The organism is Ruegeria sp. BHSC029 (genome assembly GCF_059613085.1).
The window spans coordinates 1-19002 of record NZ_JBXWRU010000003.1; the positions used below are offsets into that span (position 1 = coordinate 1).

Here is a 19002-nt window from a genome sequence, read left to right on the forward strand (position 1 = left end):
CGTTGAGCTGATCGCCCCGATCGCCATGGAAAACGGTCTGCGCTTCGCCATCCGCGAAGGCGGCCGCACCGTCGGCGCAGGCGTCGTGTCCAAAATCATCGAGTAAGGCGCATCAGCGCATACTGATGGAAAGGGCGTCCCTTGGGGCGCCCTTTTTCTTGTTGGGAAGCCGATCAGACGGTTCCAAGTCTGCCAGTGTTTTCGATTTGGTAGTGCCCCCGACCCTCGGCTTGAGAAATCTTAACCTTCCGCCCATCTGCTCTAGAAGCTGAATGTCTACCTGATGTGCAACGCCGAAAGCGACCTGTGCACGCTCGGCAGAATGCCCGAACAGCAGGAGGACGCGATGTTTGGCTTTGAGTTTCTGAATTACGGGGCGCAAATCCTTCACAACAAGGACCTGGAAGACATGCGCGACGCCATTCTCAGCGATGATGATCACGAAGTCGACTGCACCGTCAGCGATTTTTTTCGGGAACGCAGAAGGCTTGGGGGCAAGCAAACCGGTGCCCTTCGCCGTGACTTTGGCGGAAAGCAGGCGGGCTGATCAGAGCTTTGGTTCCCACGGGGCGCGACCGACCATACGATCCGCCTCGGCGGTGATGTCATTCATGTGCTTCTCGAGGCTGTGACGCAGTTGCTCGATCTGCTCTTCCGACGCCTTGCGGGGTACGGTCTCAGTCCATTCGCGGCAAAGGAAGACGCCTTCGTTGCGCCAGGGGCGCGGCAGCAGCAGCCGGTCCCAGGTGCCCGCCTCACGGCCATGGCGGGCCGAATAGGTGATGCCAAAAACGCGTTTTCCCGAGCTGCGCGCCCAGACCAGCGGGACGGTCGAGCACACCCGTTCCGGGCCGCGTGGACCGTCGGCAGCTATGCCGATCGAGATCCCCTGTTTCATCTTGCCCAGCACTTCACGCGACAGGGCCACGTGACGCTTGTGGCTGGACATGGCGATGGTGTCCATGCCGAAGAGCTTCTGCACCCGGCCCACCATGCTGCCGGCGCGCGCGGCTGATGTGATCGAGCAAATGCGCCCCTTTTCCAGCGGAAAGAAATAGGGCGACTGGGCCAGCCGCTGGTGCCAAAGCACGACGATGACCGGCTCGCCCTGTTCCGCGAGCTTGTCCAACTCATCATAGCCGATCCGCTGCCATTTGGTGTTGCGATGGACCATCCTGATATAGCTGGCGATGCGGCGCGCGGCCCAGTTCAGGGTTGTCTCGCTGTCAGCAATCTTCTTGCGAAGGCTCAAGGGTTATTTCCTCTCGGTGGGCCGAACCTTGTCTTATAGAACTGCACGACGCACGCAACTTCTTTGTCGATTGCATATGTGCCCGAGAAACTGAAAAAGCCTCTTGAGTCCGTCGCGCCTCTGGCATATCTGATGGCGCACCACAGGGGTATAGCTCAGTTGGTAGAGCGACGGTCTCCAAAACCGTAGGTCGCGGGTTCGAACCCTGCTGCCCCTGCCATTCTCCAAGCGATTCAACAATTCTGCCTCCAAGGTCAACCGTGCTGTGTCGGTTTGGTTCGCCAAACCTCTTGACGTGCGGGTAAAGAACGAAAAGGCTGTTCAGTCAGTTGGATAGTGAACGGGCCACGGTTTGCGACGCGCGATCTGCGCGGGGTGGACCGAGCCAAAACAAACCGGCGTTGGACAGGCCGTTGGGGGAGAAATGACGGATATCGCCGCTTTTCTGGAGAAGTTGGGGCTGTCCAAATACGCCCCCGCCTTCGCTGCGGCAGAAGTGGCCTTGTCCGACCTCGTTCATCTGTCCGAGCATGATCTGATCGATCTCGGGCTGCCGCTAGGGCCCAGACGTCGCCTGCTTGCCGCAACCGCGCGTTTTGCCCAGGACACGGCCGGTGACGCCGTGCACACCCGCCGACAGGGGAAAATCGTGGCCGAACGCCGGCAATTGACGGTCATGTTCGTCGACCTCGTCGGCTCAACGGCAATGTCCGAGCGCCTGGATCCGGAAGACCTGGGCGAGCTGGTGCGGCGATTCAAAGAGACTTGCACAACCGCCGTTTCGAAATTCGGTGGTCACATCGCCTGTTTCATGGGGGATGGTGCGATGATCTATTTCGGCTATCCGCACGCGCAGGAGGATGCGGCCTCGCGCGCGATCGAGGCCGGGTTGCAGATTTTGGACGAACTGCCCGCGATCGACCGAAAGGAAGAGCTGCAGGCGCGGATCGGAATCGCCACGGGACTTGTGGTGGTCGGCACCATCTATGGGGACGGGTTGCGGGAAAACGACGTGGTCATGGGGCGGACGCCGAATCTGGCCGCCCGCCTGCAGGGGCTGGCCGAACCAAATTCGCTGATCATCAGCCCCTCGACGCGCCGCCTGATCGGGGGCGCTTTTCGACTGAAGGATGCCGGAAGGCATGTTCTGAAGGGGTTTGCGGACGAGATTCAGGCCTGGACCGTCGAGGGTACCGCACGGATCGAACGGCGGTTCGAGATCAATCCCGAAGCGGGTTCCGGCCGCCTGATCGGGCGCGGCTCCGAGTTTCGCAAGCTGTGTGACAAGTGGAACGAAGCCAGTCACGGGGCGGGTCAATCCGTTCTGATCTCGGGTGAGGCGGGGATCGGAAAGTCGCGGCTGATCGAAGGGTTGGCGCACGAGTTGCAGGGTCAGGACATTCTGCGTCTGAATTTTCAATGCTCGCCGCTGCACTCAAGCAGTGCTCTGTATCCGATCGTGCAGCAACTGGAACGTTCCGCCGGGTTCGCGCCGGCGGATACGGACGCCCAAAAGCTGGACAAGCTTCTGCCGCTGCTGCGGTATCTGACGTCCGAACAGCAGCGCCTGATTGCGGATCTATTGAGCATCGATGCCGATGATGCACTAGGACCCTTGGACTTGCCGCCGCAGGTCAAGCTTGAAAAGACGCTGGAAGCTGTCACGCAGCAATTGGTGTCGATGGCGCGAAGCAAACCCGTTCTGTTGCTGTTCGAAGATGCGCATTGGGTGGACCCGACCACGCTTTCGCTGACGGATAGGGTCATCGGGCGGATTCGTGACCTGCCGGTTCTGATCGTAGTTACGGCCCGGCAGGGATTCGACCCTAGCTGGGGGCACCACCACAACACGTTGCACATCCCCCTGACCCGATTGTCGAATGCCGAGGTGGCGGAAATCGTCACGGATGTTGCGGGGGGCAAATCTTTGCCGGGACCGGTCTGCGACCTGATTGCCGCCAAGACCGACGGGATCCCGCTCTTTGTACAGGAGGTGACGCGCGGCCTTCTGGAATCCGGCCAGTTGCGGCTGACCGAGGATGGCTATGTCCTGCGTGGTCCGCTGCCGTCGCTGTCGGTGCCCAGCACGCTCAAGGATTCGCTGATGGAGCGTCTCGACCGCCTGGGTATGGCAAAGGACGTGGCGCAGACCGGTGCGGTGTTCGGGCGACGCTTTTCGGTGGCTCTGGTTGCGGCGGTCTCAATGCTGCCGGCAGCCTCGATGCAGGCCAGCCTGGAACAATTGGCCATGGCGGGCATCATCCAGCGGCCACCGGACGGGGCCGAGGACGAATACCTGTTTCGCCATGCTCTGATCCGGGACATGGCCTATGACAGCCTTCTGCGGTCCGAGCGGCAGGTCTTGCACGACCAGGCCGCAGGTGTATTGCTGGACCAGCAACCCTATCTTGCACAGACCCAGCCCGAAGTTCTGGCCCAGCACTATACGCTGGCAAACCGACCCGAAGAGGCCGTTACTCATTGGCAAAACGCCGGTCAGAGAGCGATCGAGCGGTCGGCTCTGTCCGAAGCACTGACCCATTTGTCCAAAGCGCTTGGTCTTGTGTCAGAGCTGCCGAAAAGCCACGACCGCGACTTGCGCGAGATTGATCTGCAAGTGCTTCGGGCGGGTGTACTGCGCTCGACTGACGGGATTGCGGGCGAAGCGACAGGCGAAGCTTATGGCCGGCTGCGCGAGCTGTGCCGTCGGGCCCGCGAGACGGAACGCCTGTTCCCGGTTCTCAATGGGCTTTATGCGTTTCACCTTGTGCGGGCCGAGTACCGCCTGGCCGGTGAGGTGGCGGACCAGATCCTGGACCTGGCCGAAGTCAGCGGCCGGACCGAGCACCGGATGGTAGGGCACCGCGCCATGGGGGCCGTGCAACTGCACATCGGCAATCTGACCGATGCCAGAGCGCACCTTGAGCAGGCCTGGACCCTTTACGATTTCAAAACACACGGGAAGCTGGCCTATGTCTATGGCACTGACCATGCGGCCATCACAGCCGGTTTTCTGGGGGTCTGTTACAGCCTGATGGGTGAGCCTGCCCGTGCGCAGAAGGTTCAGGCGCAGGCTCTGGACTGGGCCAATGAGTTGCAACACGCGCACAGCGTGGCCCAGGTCCTGACCTATACGTGCATGGTCCATCTGTTGCACCGCGATATCGATGCCCTGATCGCGACCGTCGCACCGCTGGAGGAGATTTCTCGCGAGCACAGGTTGGCCTTCATGTCGATCACGGCCCGCATGTGGCTCAGTTGGGCGCGGGCGCACCGGACCCCGGACGCCGAGCACATCGCGGCCCTACGGCAGGCGTCGGATGACTGGTGGTCCAGTGGCGCCGGAAACTACAAAAGCTTCTTTCTGTCGCTGATCGCGGAACTTCTGGTGCGTGCCGGTGGGCTCAAGGCCGCCAAGCAGGCGCTGACGCAGGCCGAACTTTGGCGCAAAGACACCGACGAAGGCTGGGCCGATGCCGAGGTTTTCAGGGTCCGCTCGTTGCTTGACGATCATGAGCGGAAAGATCCCGAACCGATGCTCAAACAGGCGGTGTCCGAGGCGCGCAAATGCGGGGCCAGCCTGTTCGAATTGCGCGCGGCCGTTGAGCTGACGCGCTGCGTATCCAAAACCGGGGGGCGGCCGGGGCCATTGCTGTCCGATGCCCTGGATCGTTTCGACCCAAAGGCCGACATCCCTGAATTGCTCGAAGCCCGGGCATTGCTTGAAACGATCTCTTGACCGGCACGGAAGCTTTCTGCCAGCTTGGGACGGGCAGAAATGGGTTGATGGAAAGACCGTAATACGTGCGCGCAGTGTTTTCTCCCTGCGCGTTCTGCATGTTATGCCAAGGGAGCGTCCATCATGCGCAAGATTAGCAAGACCATTCTGGCCAAGGATCGGGTCGCCTCCAGCCGAACGGACCTGTCGCTGCAGCGCTATCATCCGATTACGCCCGAGCAGATACGGGAGTTTGAAAAAGGCCTCGTTGGATCGGTCGTTTTGCCGACGGATCCGAACTACAACACGGATCGTCAGCTTTGGAACCCGGCCTTTCAGGACTACCCGGAAATCATTGTCTATTGCGAAACCATTCAGGACGTGCGGGCCAGTCTGGCCTTCGCGCGGGCCCATGATCTGTGGGTGGTCAGCCGATCGGGCCGGCACAGTACGGCCGGGTACTCGGTCAACAATGCGATGGTGCTGGATACCAGCAGGATGTGTTACGTGACGGTCGATCCAGATACCCCGATGGCCTATGTCGGCCCCGGTACCCCGTTCAAGGTCCTGAACTCGGTGCTGGATTCCTATCATCTGCACGTGCCGGGTGGCGCGTGTCAGGATGTCTGCGTGGCCGGATTCATGATGGGCGGAGGATACGGGTTCACGTCGCGCCTGTTCGGAATGGCCTGCGATAATGTCCTGGGCGTGACGGTGATGCTGTGGGATGGCAGTATCGTAATCGCGGATGACACGACCAACCCCGATCTTTTCTGGGCGATCCGGGGAGGCACCGGCAACAACTTAGGGGTGCTTCTGGAAATCCGGTTCAAGCTGCACAACCTGTACGAAGTTTGGGGCGTTCATATCAAATGGCCGCTGGACAGGGCTGCCAAGGCTTTGCAGTTTCTGCAGGCCAACTACATGAAGGACGGTCTCTCGGACAAATTTGGGGCCTACATCTTTCTGGCTTATCAAGGAGACCAGAAGGTTCTCTTGGTCTCGGCCCTATATCACGGGCCCGAAGACGAAGGGCGCCGGGTCATTCAGCCGCTGTTGGACGAACCCATTGGCGGCCACATGGAAAACAGCAAGACAGGGACCTACCAGCAGATCAATTCCTGGCTGTATGACGAGAAATACGACATCCCGGTGGTCCCGGATCAAGCCCGCGAAGACAAGCAGGGCGGGTACATCGCCCGCCAACTGTCGCAAGATGAATGGCAAAGGGTCGTCGATTATCTGGACAGCACGCCAAACGACTACGGGGCCGTGGCAATCGAGCCGTATGGCGGGGCGATCAACCGAATGCCGGTTGGCAAACAGGGAAACGCCTTCATTCACCGCGACGTGTCGATGAATTTCTACGTTGACGTGTTCTGGTTGTCCGAGGATGAGAAAGACGTCGTGGTCCCATGGCTGGATGGGTTCATGCAGATGATGACGGACGAGGGCTTCTTCATCGATCGCTGTTATCAGAATTATCCGCGGCGCACTCAGTTGAACTATCGTTGGCTCTATTGGGGCGAGAACTTCAACTCACTTCTGTTCGTGAAGCGGAAATTCGACCCACAGAACTTCTTTCACTACCAGCAGAGTATTTCTCCGGTTCCGGACGACGCTCCGCCGGACATCATTCGGGACAAGTCGACTCCGTTCTTCTCGGACCCGACGATTACCTATCAAAGCTATTCGTACCCCTGAAAACGGGTTGCGGACCGGCATGGCCAAACTGGAGAGCGCCCGGCATGGACACGATACAGGAAATCTTCTTTCTGCCGCCGATGGCCGTTGCCAGGCTTGGCCCGGGCGAGACCCCGCTGGAAAGCTACGAATGGCAGCAGGATCTGGACGCGCATGGCAACAACAAGACGGTCATACGCTCGAACGTGACTTTGCGGGAAAACGAGGATGGGAGTGTCTCGGCCTACCTGCCGGACCCGCGGAAGATTCGATTTCGGGATGAAGGCACCGGCGCCCTGCGCCCGGTCGCGCCGTTCTTTGAACTGTGGGCGCGAATGTTCGATGCTGAAACCGGCGAAGCCTATGAAACTCCTGTGACTCTGAACCTTCTTGAAGGGCAGGGGCTGTCGCTGAAGAACATCCGCTACACGGTCGCTGTAGGTAATCAGAAAGCCGCCCGCCGCACCGGAGATGCAGCCTGCGGGTTTCGTACACGGGTCGAGATCGCGGCCGAGGATTTTACTCCCAAACCCTTGGTGGCCTTCAGTCCGCACACGTCGGAACAGCAACCGCTGGTCTATGAACACAACCCGATCCCGCTGGGCTCGGTGCGGGTTGTCCGCCCGGTCCAAGGGACGGACGAGCCGGTGCCCGGCGAGATGGTGGACCGCAGTCTTCTACGTTTGCGGTTCACTCCGCCCAAGGGCGAGGTATACGGCCCGCCCGACGCCGCCTTCGGCCCTGCAACCCTTGCTGTTCCGGGATACAAGAATGACCCGCCCAAATCGGAATATGGCCGGATTCATGAGATCGTGCCGGCGCAGAACCGCATCCTGAACCCGGACACGCCGTGGTCGAAGTGGATCATGATGTCGGGGTTGTCTGACGATCCCGAACCGCATGACAGTTATGATGGTGCACGGGTCGGCAATGATCAGTCCTGGGGGGTGGTTGACGACACGTGTGATGGAACGATCGAGGCCACGCTGGCTGTTCGCGGTCAGCGTTTGGTCGCCCGGGCGCGCATCTTCACCGGACCGCCGGATTTCGCACCGGATTGCCGGCCTTTCTACAGCCTCGAAGACGATCTGGCGGATCGCGACATGTCGTTGATCTCGGTCACCGCCGAAAACTACGTTGATGCAAAAACCGAAGTGGTCGACATCTTCCGAAGGGCGTTCGAGACCAACAGCCTGATCAATCTGGATGACATCCGGGCACAGGGCCTCAAGGACAATGCCTCTCTTCAGGCGCAGACCAATATCGCACCTACACCGGGCCTGCCGTCCACCGATGCTGCATCGATGACGGAAAAGGACGCGGTGCCGCCCGACAAGATCGACGAGTTGATCCGCCCACAGCCGATTTCGGTCTTTTCGAACTCGGTCCCGAATGAACAGCTGCCCTATACGGTCGCCACCAAGTTTGTGCACGAGCAGTTGATCGATGAGGAAAACCTTTTGGATTTTCTGCGCCGCAGGCCTGATTTCGTTCGGCGATTGATGCGCCCACCCTTTGGCGTTCTGGCCCAGTTCGAAGAGGACCCGAACCCTGACCAGACACCCGATCCCGCCTTCCGCGACCCGCGGATCGTGCGCGACATGATGCACGACGCTCGCATGCCGCCCTACATGCGGGATTCAAACTATTTTCCGCTCTCGTTGTCACGGCGGCAGTACCATCTGGTGATGTCTTTCATCGATTACCTCGAGGCGCACCCGCCCGCGCCCGAAACCGAACCGGTAGGAGAGCCTCGGGATGTCTGACAAACCAGCGCCGATCCGCATCAAACCCCGCAACCTGACGGCCCGTGCGGCCTACAAGGTGCCCGGAAACCCTGACAACACCCGGCTGGACGGGTCGGTCGGAAATTGTTTCCCGGGGCTGGAAATGGACGTACGCGACCTTGATCGCCGGTTCTTTCCGGGATTGGTTTTCAATGCCGTACGTGTCCCGCTGAACCCGGTTCCGGAAGCACCCGAAAACGCGCAAGGGTTTCATCTGGTCTATGTCGACTATTTCTATGACCCGATGTTGCCCGATGACAGTTCGACACCTTGGGTGCAGGATTTGCTGGACGCCTATCGTGGCGAAATCGGCGCCGAGCTGTCCAGCGGCCGGTGGTTTCTGGCCTGGGTCGAACAAGGCGGTCGACGTATCTCGTTCCGCGACGACAAGGGCAAACCCTACGACGGCATGCTGGTCTGGCGGTTCATCCGCAGCCTTGAATGCGGCGACGACCATCCGGTGACCATCGCACTGGAGCGGCGCAATCACGACGGTGTCGTCGACGCACCGCCGGTCGTCCTGCATGGATACCGCCGGCAGTACCGCACCGAAGCCGGCGTGTTCGATACGGCCTACGACCCCGGAGAGCTGACCCAAAGCCTGTGCAATCCCTGGTCGCATGACTTTCGGGATTGCGGCTGCCACTACTGGCCATCAAACCACCCGGATGTGGTCACTGCCGAAGTACCGCATGACACCCGCCTGCCGACTGGTGCGCCCGACGATCCGGTTGTGGCCGAAACCTATCTGGATTGGCTGCGTTCGGACAAATCGCCCTCGGGCAATGTGGCGGCGTTGAATACCGTCGAACAGAACCGCCCGTTTCAGATCGACCATTACGAGGTCAACCAGATGTGGAGCGACCTGCCGATCGTCATCGAGGGACGCGAGACCGGCGAAGTCTACGAGGCCGACACGGACCTGCCCGGTGTCGAACCGTATGAAAGCGTTGCTGCGATGGTCAAAGACCTGCAGACCCGTCTGGCGCCGATGGAGATGACGCTCAGCCTGCAGTACCTCTATGCCTATTTCTCGCTGGCCAATCCCGAAACCGTCGATTCCGAGCGCTGGCCAACGCTGAAGGATGATCTGATCTTTGCTCGGCGCGCCCTGCTTGAGGTGGCGATCGGCGAGATGACCCACATGCGCTGGGCAAACCAGTTGCTGTGGTCGTTGCAGGGCAAGGATTACGAACCGGTGCTGACGCCCGCGCTTGCCCTGCCCATCGGACCCAAGCGGATCATCCCACGGTCGTTGCGCCCTTTGACGCCTGAGGCCATCGACGACTTCATCGAGATCGAACGCCCCGACGGGTTCATCGACCGTGCTTATGCCCAGTGCGTGGCGACACTGGAACACAAGGCGTTCACCGATCGGCGTCTGTATGCTTTGGCCGTGCGGATCGACACCGACGGCGACGAGCATTTTCTGCGGTTCCGCCAGATGAAGGACGTTCTGGCCAAATACCAAACGGGCCGCGGCACACCTGCCTATCTGCGCCCGATCCAAGTGGGCTCGGAAACGCAGGCGAAAGAGGCACTGGATCTGTTCCGCCGCATCACCGATGGGCTCGAACAGGCCTATCAAAACGAGGCTCAGAACCGATTTACCGAAGCGCAGAAGTATATCCAGCAGGTGCGCGACACGATGAAAAGCTTCCGGGTCGCCGGTGAAGCCTTGGCGGAAAAGGGTATCGGTATCCCGTTCTGGCCCGAGGTCGAGACATGACCGACCCATCTGCCGAGGTGCATTTTTTCGAAACGACATTGGGCGAGCACATGCTGGCCGTAGATGGCTCGCGCGTGTTCGATGTGCCCGAAGGAACGGCGGATCACTTCGCCCGTATAGCCGCCGAAAGTCAGCGAGAGTTTCTGACGCAGATGGGTCTTGATGGTGTGCCGTTCATTGACGACGCGCCGCCGCGCCGCATACCGGTCAGGTCTTTGTCGCTGGCGGTCGCACAGAAATGCAACTTGGCATGCACCTATTGCTATGCCTCGCAGGGCAGCTTTGGTGGTCCTGCCCGCAGTATGGAATGGGAGGTCGCGAAAGCCTCGGTCGATCGGCTGATCATGGACGCGGAACCCGGCACCCGGATCAATCTGGCCTTTCTTGGAGGCGAGCCGTTGATCAATCGCGACCTGATCCGAAAAACGACGGTTTATGCTGCCGATCAAGCGCAACGCAACAAAGTGGATCTGGGCTTTTCGATCACGACGAACGGCACGTTGCTACGCCCGGAAGACGCTGAGTTTTTCGAAGACCACGCCTTTGCCGTCACCATCAGTCTGGATGGCGTTGGCAAGGCACATGACCGGTTGCGCCCCAACCAGGGTGGGCGCGGCAGCTACGACACCATTCTGCGCAAGGTGCTGCCGTTGCTGGACAAACAGCACCGCATGCAGGTGGGCGCTCGAGTCACTGTGACACCGCGCAACATCGAGCTGCCTGAGACCCTGAGCCATTTCATAGGCTTGGGTTTCCACTCGGTCGGGTTCTCACCCATGCTGGCTTCGCCAACCGGGCGCGAAGAAATGAGCAGCAAGGACATGGCCGAAATGCTTTCGCAGATGATCCGCTGCGGACGCGTTTTCGAAGACGCAGTGCTGCAGGGCCGCCGCTTTCCCTTCTCGAACATGGCCGCCGCAATGCACGAGATCCACCGTGGCACGCACCGGCCCTACGCTTGCGGAGCCGGTGGCGGATATTTCGGGGTTTCGGCGGATGGCGATCTGTTCGCCTGCCACCGCTTCGTCGAGGATGACTTGGCCGCGATGGGCAACGTCCATGACGGCCCGGATGCGCGGCGAGAAGCCTGGCTGGCCGAGCGCCACGTGCACAACCAATCGCCGTGCAACATCTGTTGGGCACGGTACATGTGCGGTGGCGGTTGCCATCACGAGGTTATTCATCGTGGCCGCCAGGCATGTGATTATATCCGCGGTTGGCTGGATTATTGCCTGCAGGCCTATGTCCGGCTGTCGGCCGCCCGCCCGGATTTCTTCGGCGACGCTGCCCGCCGTTCGGCCTGAGGGCGCAGCGGATGGCGGCCGAGATTGAAGCCGAGATCTGCGTGATCGGCGGTGGTCCGGCCGGAGCCGTGACGGCGATGCGGCTGGCACAGCTGGGGCGACGAGTCTGTCTGCTGGAACGCGCCATCTTCCCACGCCAACACATCGGAGAGTCACTGCCTGCCTCCATCTGGCCCATTCTGCGGTTTCTGGGTGTGGGCGATGCCATGAAAGCTGCGGGATTCCTGCAATCGTCGGGTTCCGTCCTTATGTGGGGCGGGGCGTTTGAAAGGCGGGGTGAGCCAGTTGACGATCCGGGCCTTCTGGTGGATCGCAGCCGGTTCGATGCCATCCTGCTGGACGCTGCACGCCAGTCGGGTGTTCGTGTGTTGCAACCCGCACGCGCCTATCGACCACGGCGCACTGGCGCCGGTTGGGAGGTCCCGATCCTGACTGCGCAGGGAAAAGGCCGGCTGCGCCCCGACCTTTTGGTGGATGCGGCGGGTAAGCATGCGGGACTGGGTCGGAGGTTCCGCCCGGCCTCAGCGCCATTGACGGCGCTCTATGCCTATTGGCAAGCCCCACCGGGTTTTGGCACGCAGGCCCGCGTGGAGGCTGGTGATGCCCATTGGTATTGGGGCGCAGCACAGCCGGACGGTACGGTCAACGCTTGCGTTTTTGTCGACCCGTCGGATTGCACTGGTTTGTTGCCGGCAGCCCGGCGTGATCTGTATCTGAACCTTCTGGCACGATCGACTCTATTGGCCGGTTGTCTGGAGCAGGCGCGGATGGGCCCGGTGCGCCGGTGCGATGCCAGCAGCCAATGTGAATTGACCCCGCCCGCCAATGATTTGCTGCGTGTGGGCGAAGCGAGTTTCTCGGTCGATGCGCTGTCATCGCAAGGGGTGCATCTGGCTATGGCGCAGGCCATGCAGGCCGCAGTGGTTGCAAACACGATTCTGACCCGGCCCGGCGACACCAACATTGCGCTGGGATTCTATTCGGAACGACAGCGCGAACGCGTCGAAACTCACGCCGAATTGGCGGCGGCACTCTATGCACGTCACCACGAGGTCACCTCTGGGCCGTTCTGGAGCCAGCGCGCACAGCCGCTGGACTGGCTTCGCCGCCCGCCTGCGGACCTGCAGAATGCCGAGCTGTCCACCGGCGAGGTGCTTCGCCGGTCGCCGGAGGCGAAGCTGGTACAGGGCGGTGTGCAAGGCGACGCATATGTTCTGCAGTCTGAGATTCTGACCCACCCCAATTTGCCGCGCCCGGTCCACTCGCTGGCTGGGGCCGAACTGGCGCCGTTGATATCCGATCTGCGCGACCCACTCTCTGTGCCCGATATACTGCAGCGATGGTCGAGCCGCATCGGACCCACCTCGGCGGCACAGGTCCTGCGGTGGCTGTGGCACACCAAAATCCTAGTGCCGGCCGGTGAACTGGGGCGCAATCGCGGTTCCCCTTGACTGGCGAATGGCCTAATGTCCCGCCAGGATAAAACAGCCGAAAGAGGTCACATGTCGCGCTTTGATGGGTATTTCCTGCGGCAGCTATTGGTTCTTTTCGGCTTTTTCACGCTTGTTCTGGTGGGCGTGTTCTGGATCACCCGCTCGGTCAGCCTGTTCGAACACGTCATCAGTGGCGGTCAGTCGGCTATGGTATTTCTGGAGTTCACGGCGCTGACCCTGCCAACACTTGTCCGAACGGTCATGCCGATGGCGGTCTTTGCCGCCGCAGTCTATGCCACCAACCGGCTGAGCCGGGAAAGCGAGCTGACCGTGATGCTGGCCACCGGGTCCAGCCCATGGCGGCTGGGCCGGGCGGTGTTGCTGTTTGGTCTGGTGGCGGGGCTGATGATGGCGATCGTCAGCGTCATTCTGCGGCCCGCATCCGTAGAACAGCTGGAATTGCGCCAGGCCGAGGTGGCAGGTGACATCACCGCTCAGTTGCTCAACGAGGGGGAGTTCATGCACCCGGCTCGGGGCGTGACCGTCTATATCGGTCGGATTGATCTGGATGGCACATTGCACGAGGTGTTCGTGTCCGACCGTCGCGATCAGGAAAACCCCGCCACATACTCCAGCACGTCCGCCTATCTGGTGAACAACGGATCCGGCGTTCATCTGGTCATGGTGGATGGGGTTGCACTGCGGTTGAACAAGGAAGGCAAGACGCTGTCGTCGACCCTTTTCGACGATGCATCATACGACATTTCAGAGCTGTCCCGAAACACTGACAATGGACGCCGCAGTCTTGAGGCGATTCCGACGATCGAGTTGTTGGGCGATCTTGACGCTGTCGCCGCGGCGGATGGCTACCCGTTGGGGGAATTGGTGGAAGAGCTGCATCAGCGGTTTTCCTGGATCGCGATCTGCATCACCGTGGCGCTGGTTGGGTATTCGACGCTGATGCTGGGCAGTTTTTCCCGGTTCGGCCTTTGGCCTCAGATATTCGCGGCATTCACGATTCTTGTCTTGTTGGAAGGCGTGCGTGGGTTCGTATCTCCGGTGGTGATCAAGGATGCGAAGCTATGGCCGCTGCTCTATGGTCCAGCCGTTGTCGGGTTCGCAATATCGGCCGTATTCCTGGCTTTCGCCGGAAGACCGATCATCCGCCGGCGGGTGAGAACTGCCGCACCCGCGCCATCCCCGGCCTGAGGTCAGTCCCGCAGCTCTGACAGGCACTGGTGTAATTCACCCAACAGTTTTTGGTGGTCGTCCTCTGCGCGCGAGACCAAGTGGACCGGTAGAATTAGCGGTGCGGCTTCCTCGACCATGCGCAGCGCGCCATTCTCAAGGTGCGGGGCTACAACGCTGTGCGGGAAAAAACCGCGCCCGCCGCGTTGCAGGATATAGCGCAGTGCCATCATGCAATTGCCCAGAAACACGGTTTGCCCAGCAGACAGCCGGGCAAGACCGCGTACATGCTCCTGATAGCCTTCACCAAGTTCGAGATTGATGAAAACAGGATCGGTACCGGACTCAGCCAGATGGGGCGTCTCGACAAGGATCAAGTGCTCGGGCGGCAATTCCTGGCACGAAATCCCGGACCGCGATGGCCTCTCATGTGTCAAAGCCACGTCCAGAACGTGCGAAGCAACGGCCTCGGCCATGTTCAGCGTGTGGTCATAGTTGAGCGTCAACAGAAGTTTGCCAAACCTCTGCTCGAACCGGACGGCCAGATCGACCAGAAGCGGGTCCCAGATGCTGAGCTGAGCGCCCAAGCGAAGGGCCACACGACCCTGACTTTGGGCCGGCAGGTCCTGCGAGGCGAAGGACCAAAGCGACAGAATCTGTTCGGCATAGGGTTTGAACTGTGCCCCGAAGTCGGTGAGGCTGGTACCGCCGGCACCACGTGAAAACAGCGTTTTGCCCGTGGCGGCCTCAAGCTGGCGAATCCGTGCACTGACAGCCGTCTGTGTCACATTCATCCGCCGTGCCGCAGCATGAAAACCACCGGTTTCCGCCACGCACAAAAACGTTTCGAGCTCACGCATCTGCATGTGGCACTATTTTTTGATCGCTGTGATAAAATCAATTCATTTTTTCTATTGGTTGGTCGCGACTAGTCTGGCTGTGACCCGCAGACAAAGGACCCGCCATGCTGGACAAAAGCCACAAACCCACCTGGACCAGTTTCGAAGAGGCCACCAAGGCCGATTGGGACGCCGTCATGGAATATGAAGAGGCGTACAACGCGGCTTTGCCCGACCGGATTCTGGACGCGATCCGGTCCTTGGACGAGGAATGGACACCCTATCCGGTCAACCGGTATCAGCACAGCCTGCAGGCCGCGACGCGGGCCTACGAGGATGGCGCGGATGAGGAACTGGTCGTGGCTGCTCTGATCCATGACACCGGGGACATCCTGTCACCCTACAACCACGGCGAGCTGTCAGCGGCGATGATGAAGCCCTATGTCAGCGAACGCACCCATTGGATCCTGAAACACCACTGTGTGTTCCAGGGTTATTATTACAACCACCACCTGGGTGGGGACCGCAACGCGCGGGACAAATACCGCGACAGCCCTTACTGGGAGGACTGCCGCTATTTCTGCCACGAATACGATCAAAAGGCGTTCGACCCGGACTATCCGACCAGGCCACTGGAGTTCTTCGAGCCCATGCTGCGCCGCGTGTTGAACAAGGGCGACGGGCATATGGAGCTGAACGAAACCGCAGACGCCTAGCAGGAGGCCATCAGGCGATAAACGATCTGTGCCGTGGTGAATTCCCACGCAGCGTTGCCGTCCGGGGCCAGTTCGACCACGTCAAAGCCCACGCAGCGGCGGCCTTTCAGGGCGTGCTCGACCAGATGCAGCGCCTGATAGTATCCCAGCCCGCCCGGAACCGGCGTGCCGGTTGCGGGCATCAACGAGGGGTCCAGCCCGTCGACGTCAAAGCTGACATAGACCAGTTCGGGAAAGTCCTCGGGCAGGTCGACGGCATGGAAGTTGCCGGTCACCAATTCTTCGGCATCCACATGGAAGACACGGTTCCTCAGACGGCTTTTGGCTTCCTCGGTCGAGAAGGCGCGTACGCCGAATTGCGCCAGACGGACGCCTTCCTCGGCCAGCAGATGCATGACCGAGGCGTGGCTGTGTTTCTCGCCCTGATAGGCGTCGCGCAGGTCGGCATGGGCGTCGATCTGCACGATGCCGATAGGTTCACCCAATGCTCGCGCCACCCCCATCACTGCGCCATAGCTCAGCGAGTGTTCGCCGCCCAGCGTGACCGGCACCTTGCCCGCGCGAATGGCGGCCTCGGTGCGCTGGGCCAGACGCTCCATGATGTCCGGCAGCGGGCCGGTGCAATCCAGCGGAGGTTCGGTGAAGATGCCATCGACACAGGGTTCGGAATGTCCAGTGATGCGTTCGAGTTCATTGCTGGCTGCGATGATCGCGGCGGGGCCGCCTGCAGTACCCGAACCGTAGGAGACCGTCCGTTCCAACGGCACCGGGATGACACGGAACCGGGCGTCTTCGCTGCGTTCGGCCTCGGTCAGTTCGCTGTCGAGGAAAATGCTCATGAAAGCCTCTCTTTGAAGTCGTCGTAGCCGAATTCCCTGATGATCTTCAGGTCATCGGTTTCGCTGTTCCACAGGGCGATGGTGGGCAGGGGCACGCCGTTGAACGTGTTGGTCTTGACCATCGAGTAATGCGCCTGATCGAGGAAGGCAAAGCGCTGCCCGATCCGCAGCGGCTCGGCCCAAATGTAGTCGCCGATCACGTCTCCCGCCAGGCACGAGGGGCCGCCCAGGCGATAGGTGTGGCCGGTTTCGGCTTCGTCCATCAGGGCGGGGCGGTAGGGGGCCTCGATCACGTCGGGCATGTGGCAGGTGGCCGAGATGTCGGTGATCGCCAGATCCATGCCGTTGTGCGGCAGGTCGAGTATTTCACCCACCAGGATGCCCGCGTCCAGTGCCACGGCTTCGCCGGGTTCCAGATAGACCTCGACGCCGTATTTGGCGCGGATGTGTTTGATAAACTCCACCAGCCCGTCGCGGTCATAGTCGTTGCGGGTGATGTGGTGGCCGCCGCCGAAATTCAGCCATTTCAGGCTGTTCAGGAATGGCGCGAGCTTCGGTTCGATCGCCGCCCATGTGCGCGCCAGCGGCTCGAACCCCTGTTCGCAGAGCGTGTGCATGTGCAGGCCATCCACGCCCTCCAGCGCCTTGGCGTCTAGTTGGCTGACCGGGGTGCCGAGGCGCGAGCACGGAGCGCAGGGGTCGTATTTCGCAACCTCGCCTTCGGAATGTTCGGGGTTGATGCGCAGCCCGACCTGCCGCCCGGCGGCCTGTGCCTTGGCCAAAAAGCGGTCTTTCTGCGCGGGGCTGTTGAAGATGATGTGATCTGAGAGCGCAAGGATTTCGTCGATGTCGGTTTCCTTGTAGCCCGCGCAGAAGGTCGCGACCTCGCCGCCATATTCCTCGCGGCCCAGCCGGGCCTCGTAGATGCCGCTGGCGCAGGTGCCGCCGATATACTGGCGCACCAGCGGGGCCAGAGCGAACATGGAGAAGGCCTTGAGCGCGGACAGAATATGTGCGCCGGACCGCTCGCCGATATCGGCCAGAACCGCAAGGTTTCGCTCCACTGCCTTTTCGTCGACGACGAAGCAAGGCGTAGGAACGCGATTGAGGTCGAAGGTGCGGAAGGCACCGGCGTCTCCGGCCTGTGTCTGCATCAGTTGGGTCATGTCCGGCGTCTCCGATTGGTGGATAAGCCGGGGGTGCGACTTGTCGCCATTGTCGCTTGGACCAATGGCGACCCCCCGGGATATTTTGGGCCAGATGAAGCAGGGCGGTCGCGCGGACCGCCCCGAGGGTTCAGAACTCGACCGGGCCGTCGAGTTCGTGGACCTGCCAAGGCAGGCCATGCTTGTTCAGCATGTCCATGAAATCATCCGGGTCGAGCTGCTCCATGTTCCAAACGCCCGGCTCGCGCCAGTTGCCCTTCAGCACTTGCGCCGCGCCGATCATGGCGGGGACGCCGGTGGTGTAGCTGACGGCCTGGCTGCCGACCTCGCGGTAGCATTCCTCGTGGTCGCAGATGTTGTAGATGTAGTAGGTCTTTTCGCCCGAGCCGTCCCTGGCCTGGCCGGTGGCGATGTCGCCGATGCAGGCCTTGCCCTTGGTTTCGGCGCCCAGATCGCCGGGATCGGGCAGCAAGGTCTTCAGGAACTGGATCGGAATGATCTCGACCCCGTTGTGCACCACCGGGTCGATCCGGGTCATGCCGACATTCTGCAGCACCTTGGCATGGGTGATGTAGGCATCGCCGAAGGTCATCCAGAAACGGGCGCGCTCGATCTCGGGGAAGTGGGTCGAGAGTGACTCCAGTTCCTCGTGATACATGAGGTACATGTTCTTCGGCCCGATGCCGGGGAAGTCGAACTCGACCTTGTGGGTCATGGCTGGCGTCACTTTCCACTCGCCGCCTTCCCAGTGGCGGGCGTCGGCCAGTACTTCGCGCAGGTTGATCTCGGGGTTGAAGTTGGTGGCGAATTCCTGATCGTTCTGGCCGCCATTGGCGTCCAGAACGTCGATCTGGCGGATCGAGTCCAGCTTGTGTTTCTTGAGCCACTTGGCAAAGACGCTGGTCACGCCGGGATCGAAGCCCGAGCCGAGGATCGCGGTCAGGCCGGCCTGCTTGAACTTGTCCTGATAGGCCCACTGCCAGTGGTATTCGAACTTGGCCTCGTCCTCGGGCTCATAGTTGGCGGTGTCGAGATAGTGGCACCCGGCCTCGAGGCAGGCATCCATCAGCACAAGGTCCTGATAGGGCAAGGCCAGGTTCACCAGAAGCTCGGCCCCGGTGTCCTTGATCAGCTTGACGGTGTCGGCGACCTTGTAGGCGTCAAGCTCGGCAGTTTTGATGTCGACGCCGGTGCGTTCCTTGACCGATTTGGCGATGGCATCGCATTTCGCCTTGGTGCGGCTGGCCAGCGTGATCTCGGTGAAGATGTCGGAATTCATCGCCATCTTGTGCACGGCGGCGTGGCTGACGCCACCCGCGCCAACAACCAGTGTCTTGCCCATGGGAAA

15 protein-coding genes and 1 tRNA gene are annotated in these 19002 nt (G+C 61.0%); 11 read left to right on the top strand and 5 right to left on the bottom strand.

Annotated features, from left to right (window positions below; genetic code table 11):
• Together AC2FML_RS07070 and AC2FML_RS07075 are read left to right on the top strand one after the other, a co-directional pair.
• The coding region (locus AC2FML_RS07070; protein WP_143030536.1) for an EF-Tu C-terminal domain-related protein at positions 1-106 on the top strand (106 nt) is incomplete at its 5' end.
• Between the two features lie 177 nt (positions 107-283).
• Entirely contained in the window at positions 284-547 is a 264-nt protein-coding gene (locus AC2FML_RS07075; RefSeq protein ID WP_170365191.1) for a hypothetical protein, read from the top strand.
• Here AC2FML_RS07075 and AC2FML_RS07080 read toward each other — a convergent pair whose 3' ends face one another.
• Positions 548-1252, bottom strand: a complete 705-nt coding sequence (locus AC2FML_RS07080) for a lysophospholipid acyltransferase family protein (RefSeq protein WP_496736682.1) — start codon at positions 1250-1252, stop codon at positions 548-550.
• A gap of 144 nt (positions 1253-1396) precedes the next feature.
• Here AC2FML_RS07080 and AC2FML_RS07085 point away from each other — a divergent pair.
• From AC2FML_RS07085 to lptF, 8 genes are all read left to right on the top strand, one after another.
• Positions 1397-1472, top strand: a tRNA-Trp gene (locus AC2FML_RS07085).
• Between the two features lie 204 nt (positions 1473-1676).
• Positions 1677-4991 (top strand): adenylate/guanylate cyclase domain-containing protein, encoded by a 3315-nt coding sequence (locus AC2FML_RS07090; RefSeq protein WP_496782563.1) that lies wholly within the window; start codon positions 1677-1679, stop codon positions 4989-4991.
• 123 nt (positions 4992-5114) lie between these two features.
• Complete coding sequence (locus AC2FML_RS07095) at positions 5115-6674, top strand: FAD-binding oxidoreductase (RefSeq protein ID WP_496782565.1); 1560 nt, start codon at positions 5115-5117, stop codon at positions 6672-6674.
• Between the two features lie 44 nt (positions 6675-6718).
• Positions 6719-8419 carry a hypothetical protein gene (locus AC2FML_RS07100; RefSeq protein WP_496782566.1) on the top strand — a complete coding sequence of 567 codons (1701 nt, stop codon included), beginning with the start codon at positions 6719-6721 and terminating at the stop codon, positions 8417-8419.
• Complete coding sequence (locus tag AC2FML_RS07105) at positions 8412-10169, top strand: ferritin-like domain-containing protein (protein ID WP_480636841.1); 1758 nt, start codon at positions 8412-8414, stop codon at positions 10167-10169. Before AC2FML_RS07100 ends, AC2FML_RS07105 begins: the two co-directional genes overlap by 8 nt.
• Positions 10166-11473 carry a radical SAM protein gene (locus AC2FML_RS07110; protein ID WP_496782568.1) on the top strand — a complete coding sequence of 436 codons (1308 nt, stop codon included), beginning with the start codon at positions 10166-10168 and terminating at the stop codon, positions 11471-11473. Before AC2FML_RS07105 ends, AC2FML_RS07110 begins: the two co-directional genes overlap by 4 nt.
• Positions 11474-11484: 11 nt before the next feature.
• Positions 11485-12924: a flavin-dependent monooxygenase QhpG gene (qhpG, locus tag AC2FML_RS07115; protein ID WP_496782569.1), complete on the top strand. Its 1440-nt coding sequence runs from the start codon at positions 11485-11487 to the stop codon at positions 12922-12924.
• A 51-nt stretch (positions 12925-12975) separates the two neighbouring features.
• Complete coding sequence (lptF, locus tag AC2FML_RS07120; protein WP_170365045.1) at positions 12976-14115, top strand: LPS export ABC transporter permease LptF; 1140 nt, start codon at positions 12976-12978, stop codon at positions 14113-14115.
• Between the two features lie 2 nt (positions 14116-14117).
• On the opposite strand, the gene AC2FML_RS07125 is transcribed toward lptF, so the two are convergent.
• A complete protein-coding gene (locus AC2FML_RS07125; RefSeq protein WP_496782570.1) occupies positions 14118-14960 on the bottom strand; it encodes a LysR family transcriptional regulator in 843 nt (280 codons plus the stop codon).
• Between the two features lie 98 nt (positions 14961-15058).
• On the opposite strand from AC2FML_RS07125, the gene AC2FML_RS07130 reads away from it, so the two are divergent.
• Positions 15059-15649: an HD domain-containing protein gene (locus AC2FML_RS07130; protein ID WP_170441277.1), complete on the top strand. Its 591-nt coding sequence runs from the start codon at positions 15059-15061 to the stop codon at positions 15647-15649.
• Here the strand turns inward: AC2FML_RS07130 and speB are convergent.
• From speB to AC2FML_RS07145, 3 genes are all read right to left on the bottom strand, one after another.
• A complete protein-coding gene (speB, locus tag AC2FML_RS07135; protein ID WP_496782571.1) occupies positions 15646-16488 on the bottom strand; it encodes an agmatinase in 843 nt (280 codons plus the stop codon). The two genes, AC2FML_RS07130 and speB, sit on opposite strands and share 4 nt — an antisense overlap.
• The gene (gene nspC, locus AC2FML_RS07140) at positions 16485-17654 is read right to left on the bottom strand and encodes a carboxynorspermidine decarboxylase (RefSeq protein WP_496782572.1); all 1170 of its coding nucleotides are present in this window, start codon (positions 17652-17654) and stop codon (positions 16485-16487) included. The genes speB and nspC overlap by 4 nt, the downstream gene beginning before the upstream one ends.
• Before the next feature lie 130 nt (positions 17655-17784).
• Positions 17785-18996: a saccharopine dehydrogenase family protein gene (locus AC2FML_RS07145; RefSeq protein WP_170356949.1), complete on the bottom strand. Its 1212-nt coding sequence runs from the start codon at positions 18994-18996 to the stop codon at positions 17785-17787.
• Between the last annotated feature and the right edge of the window lie 6 nt (positions 18997-19002).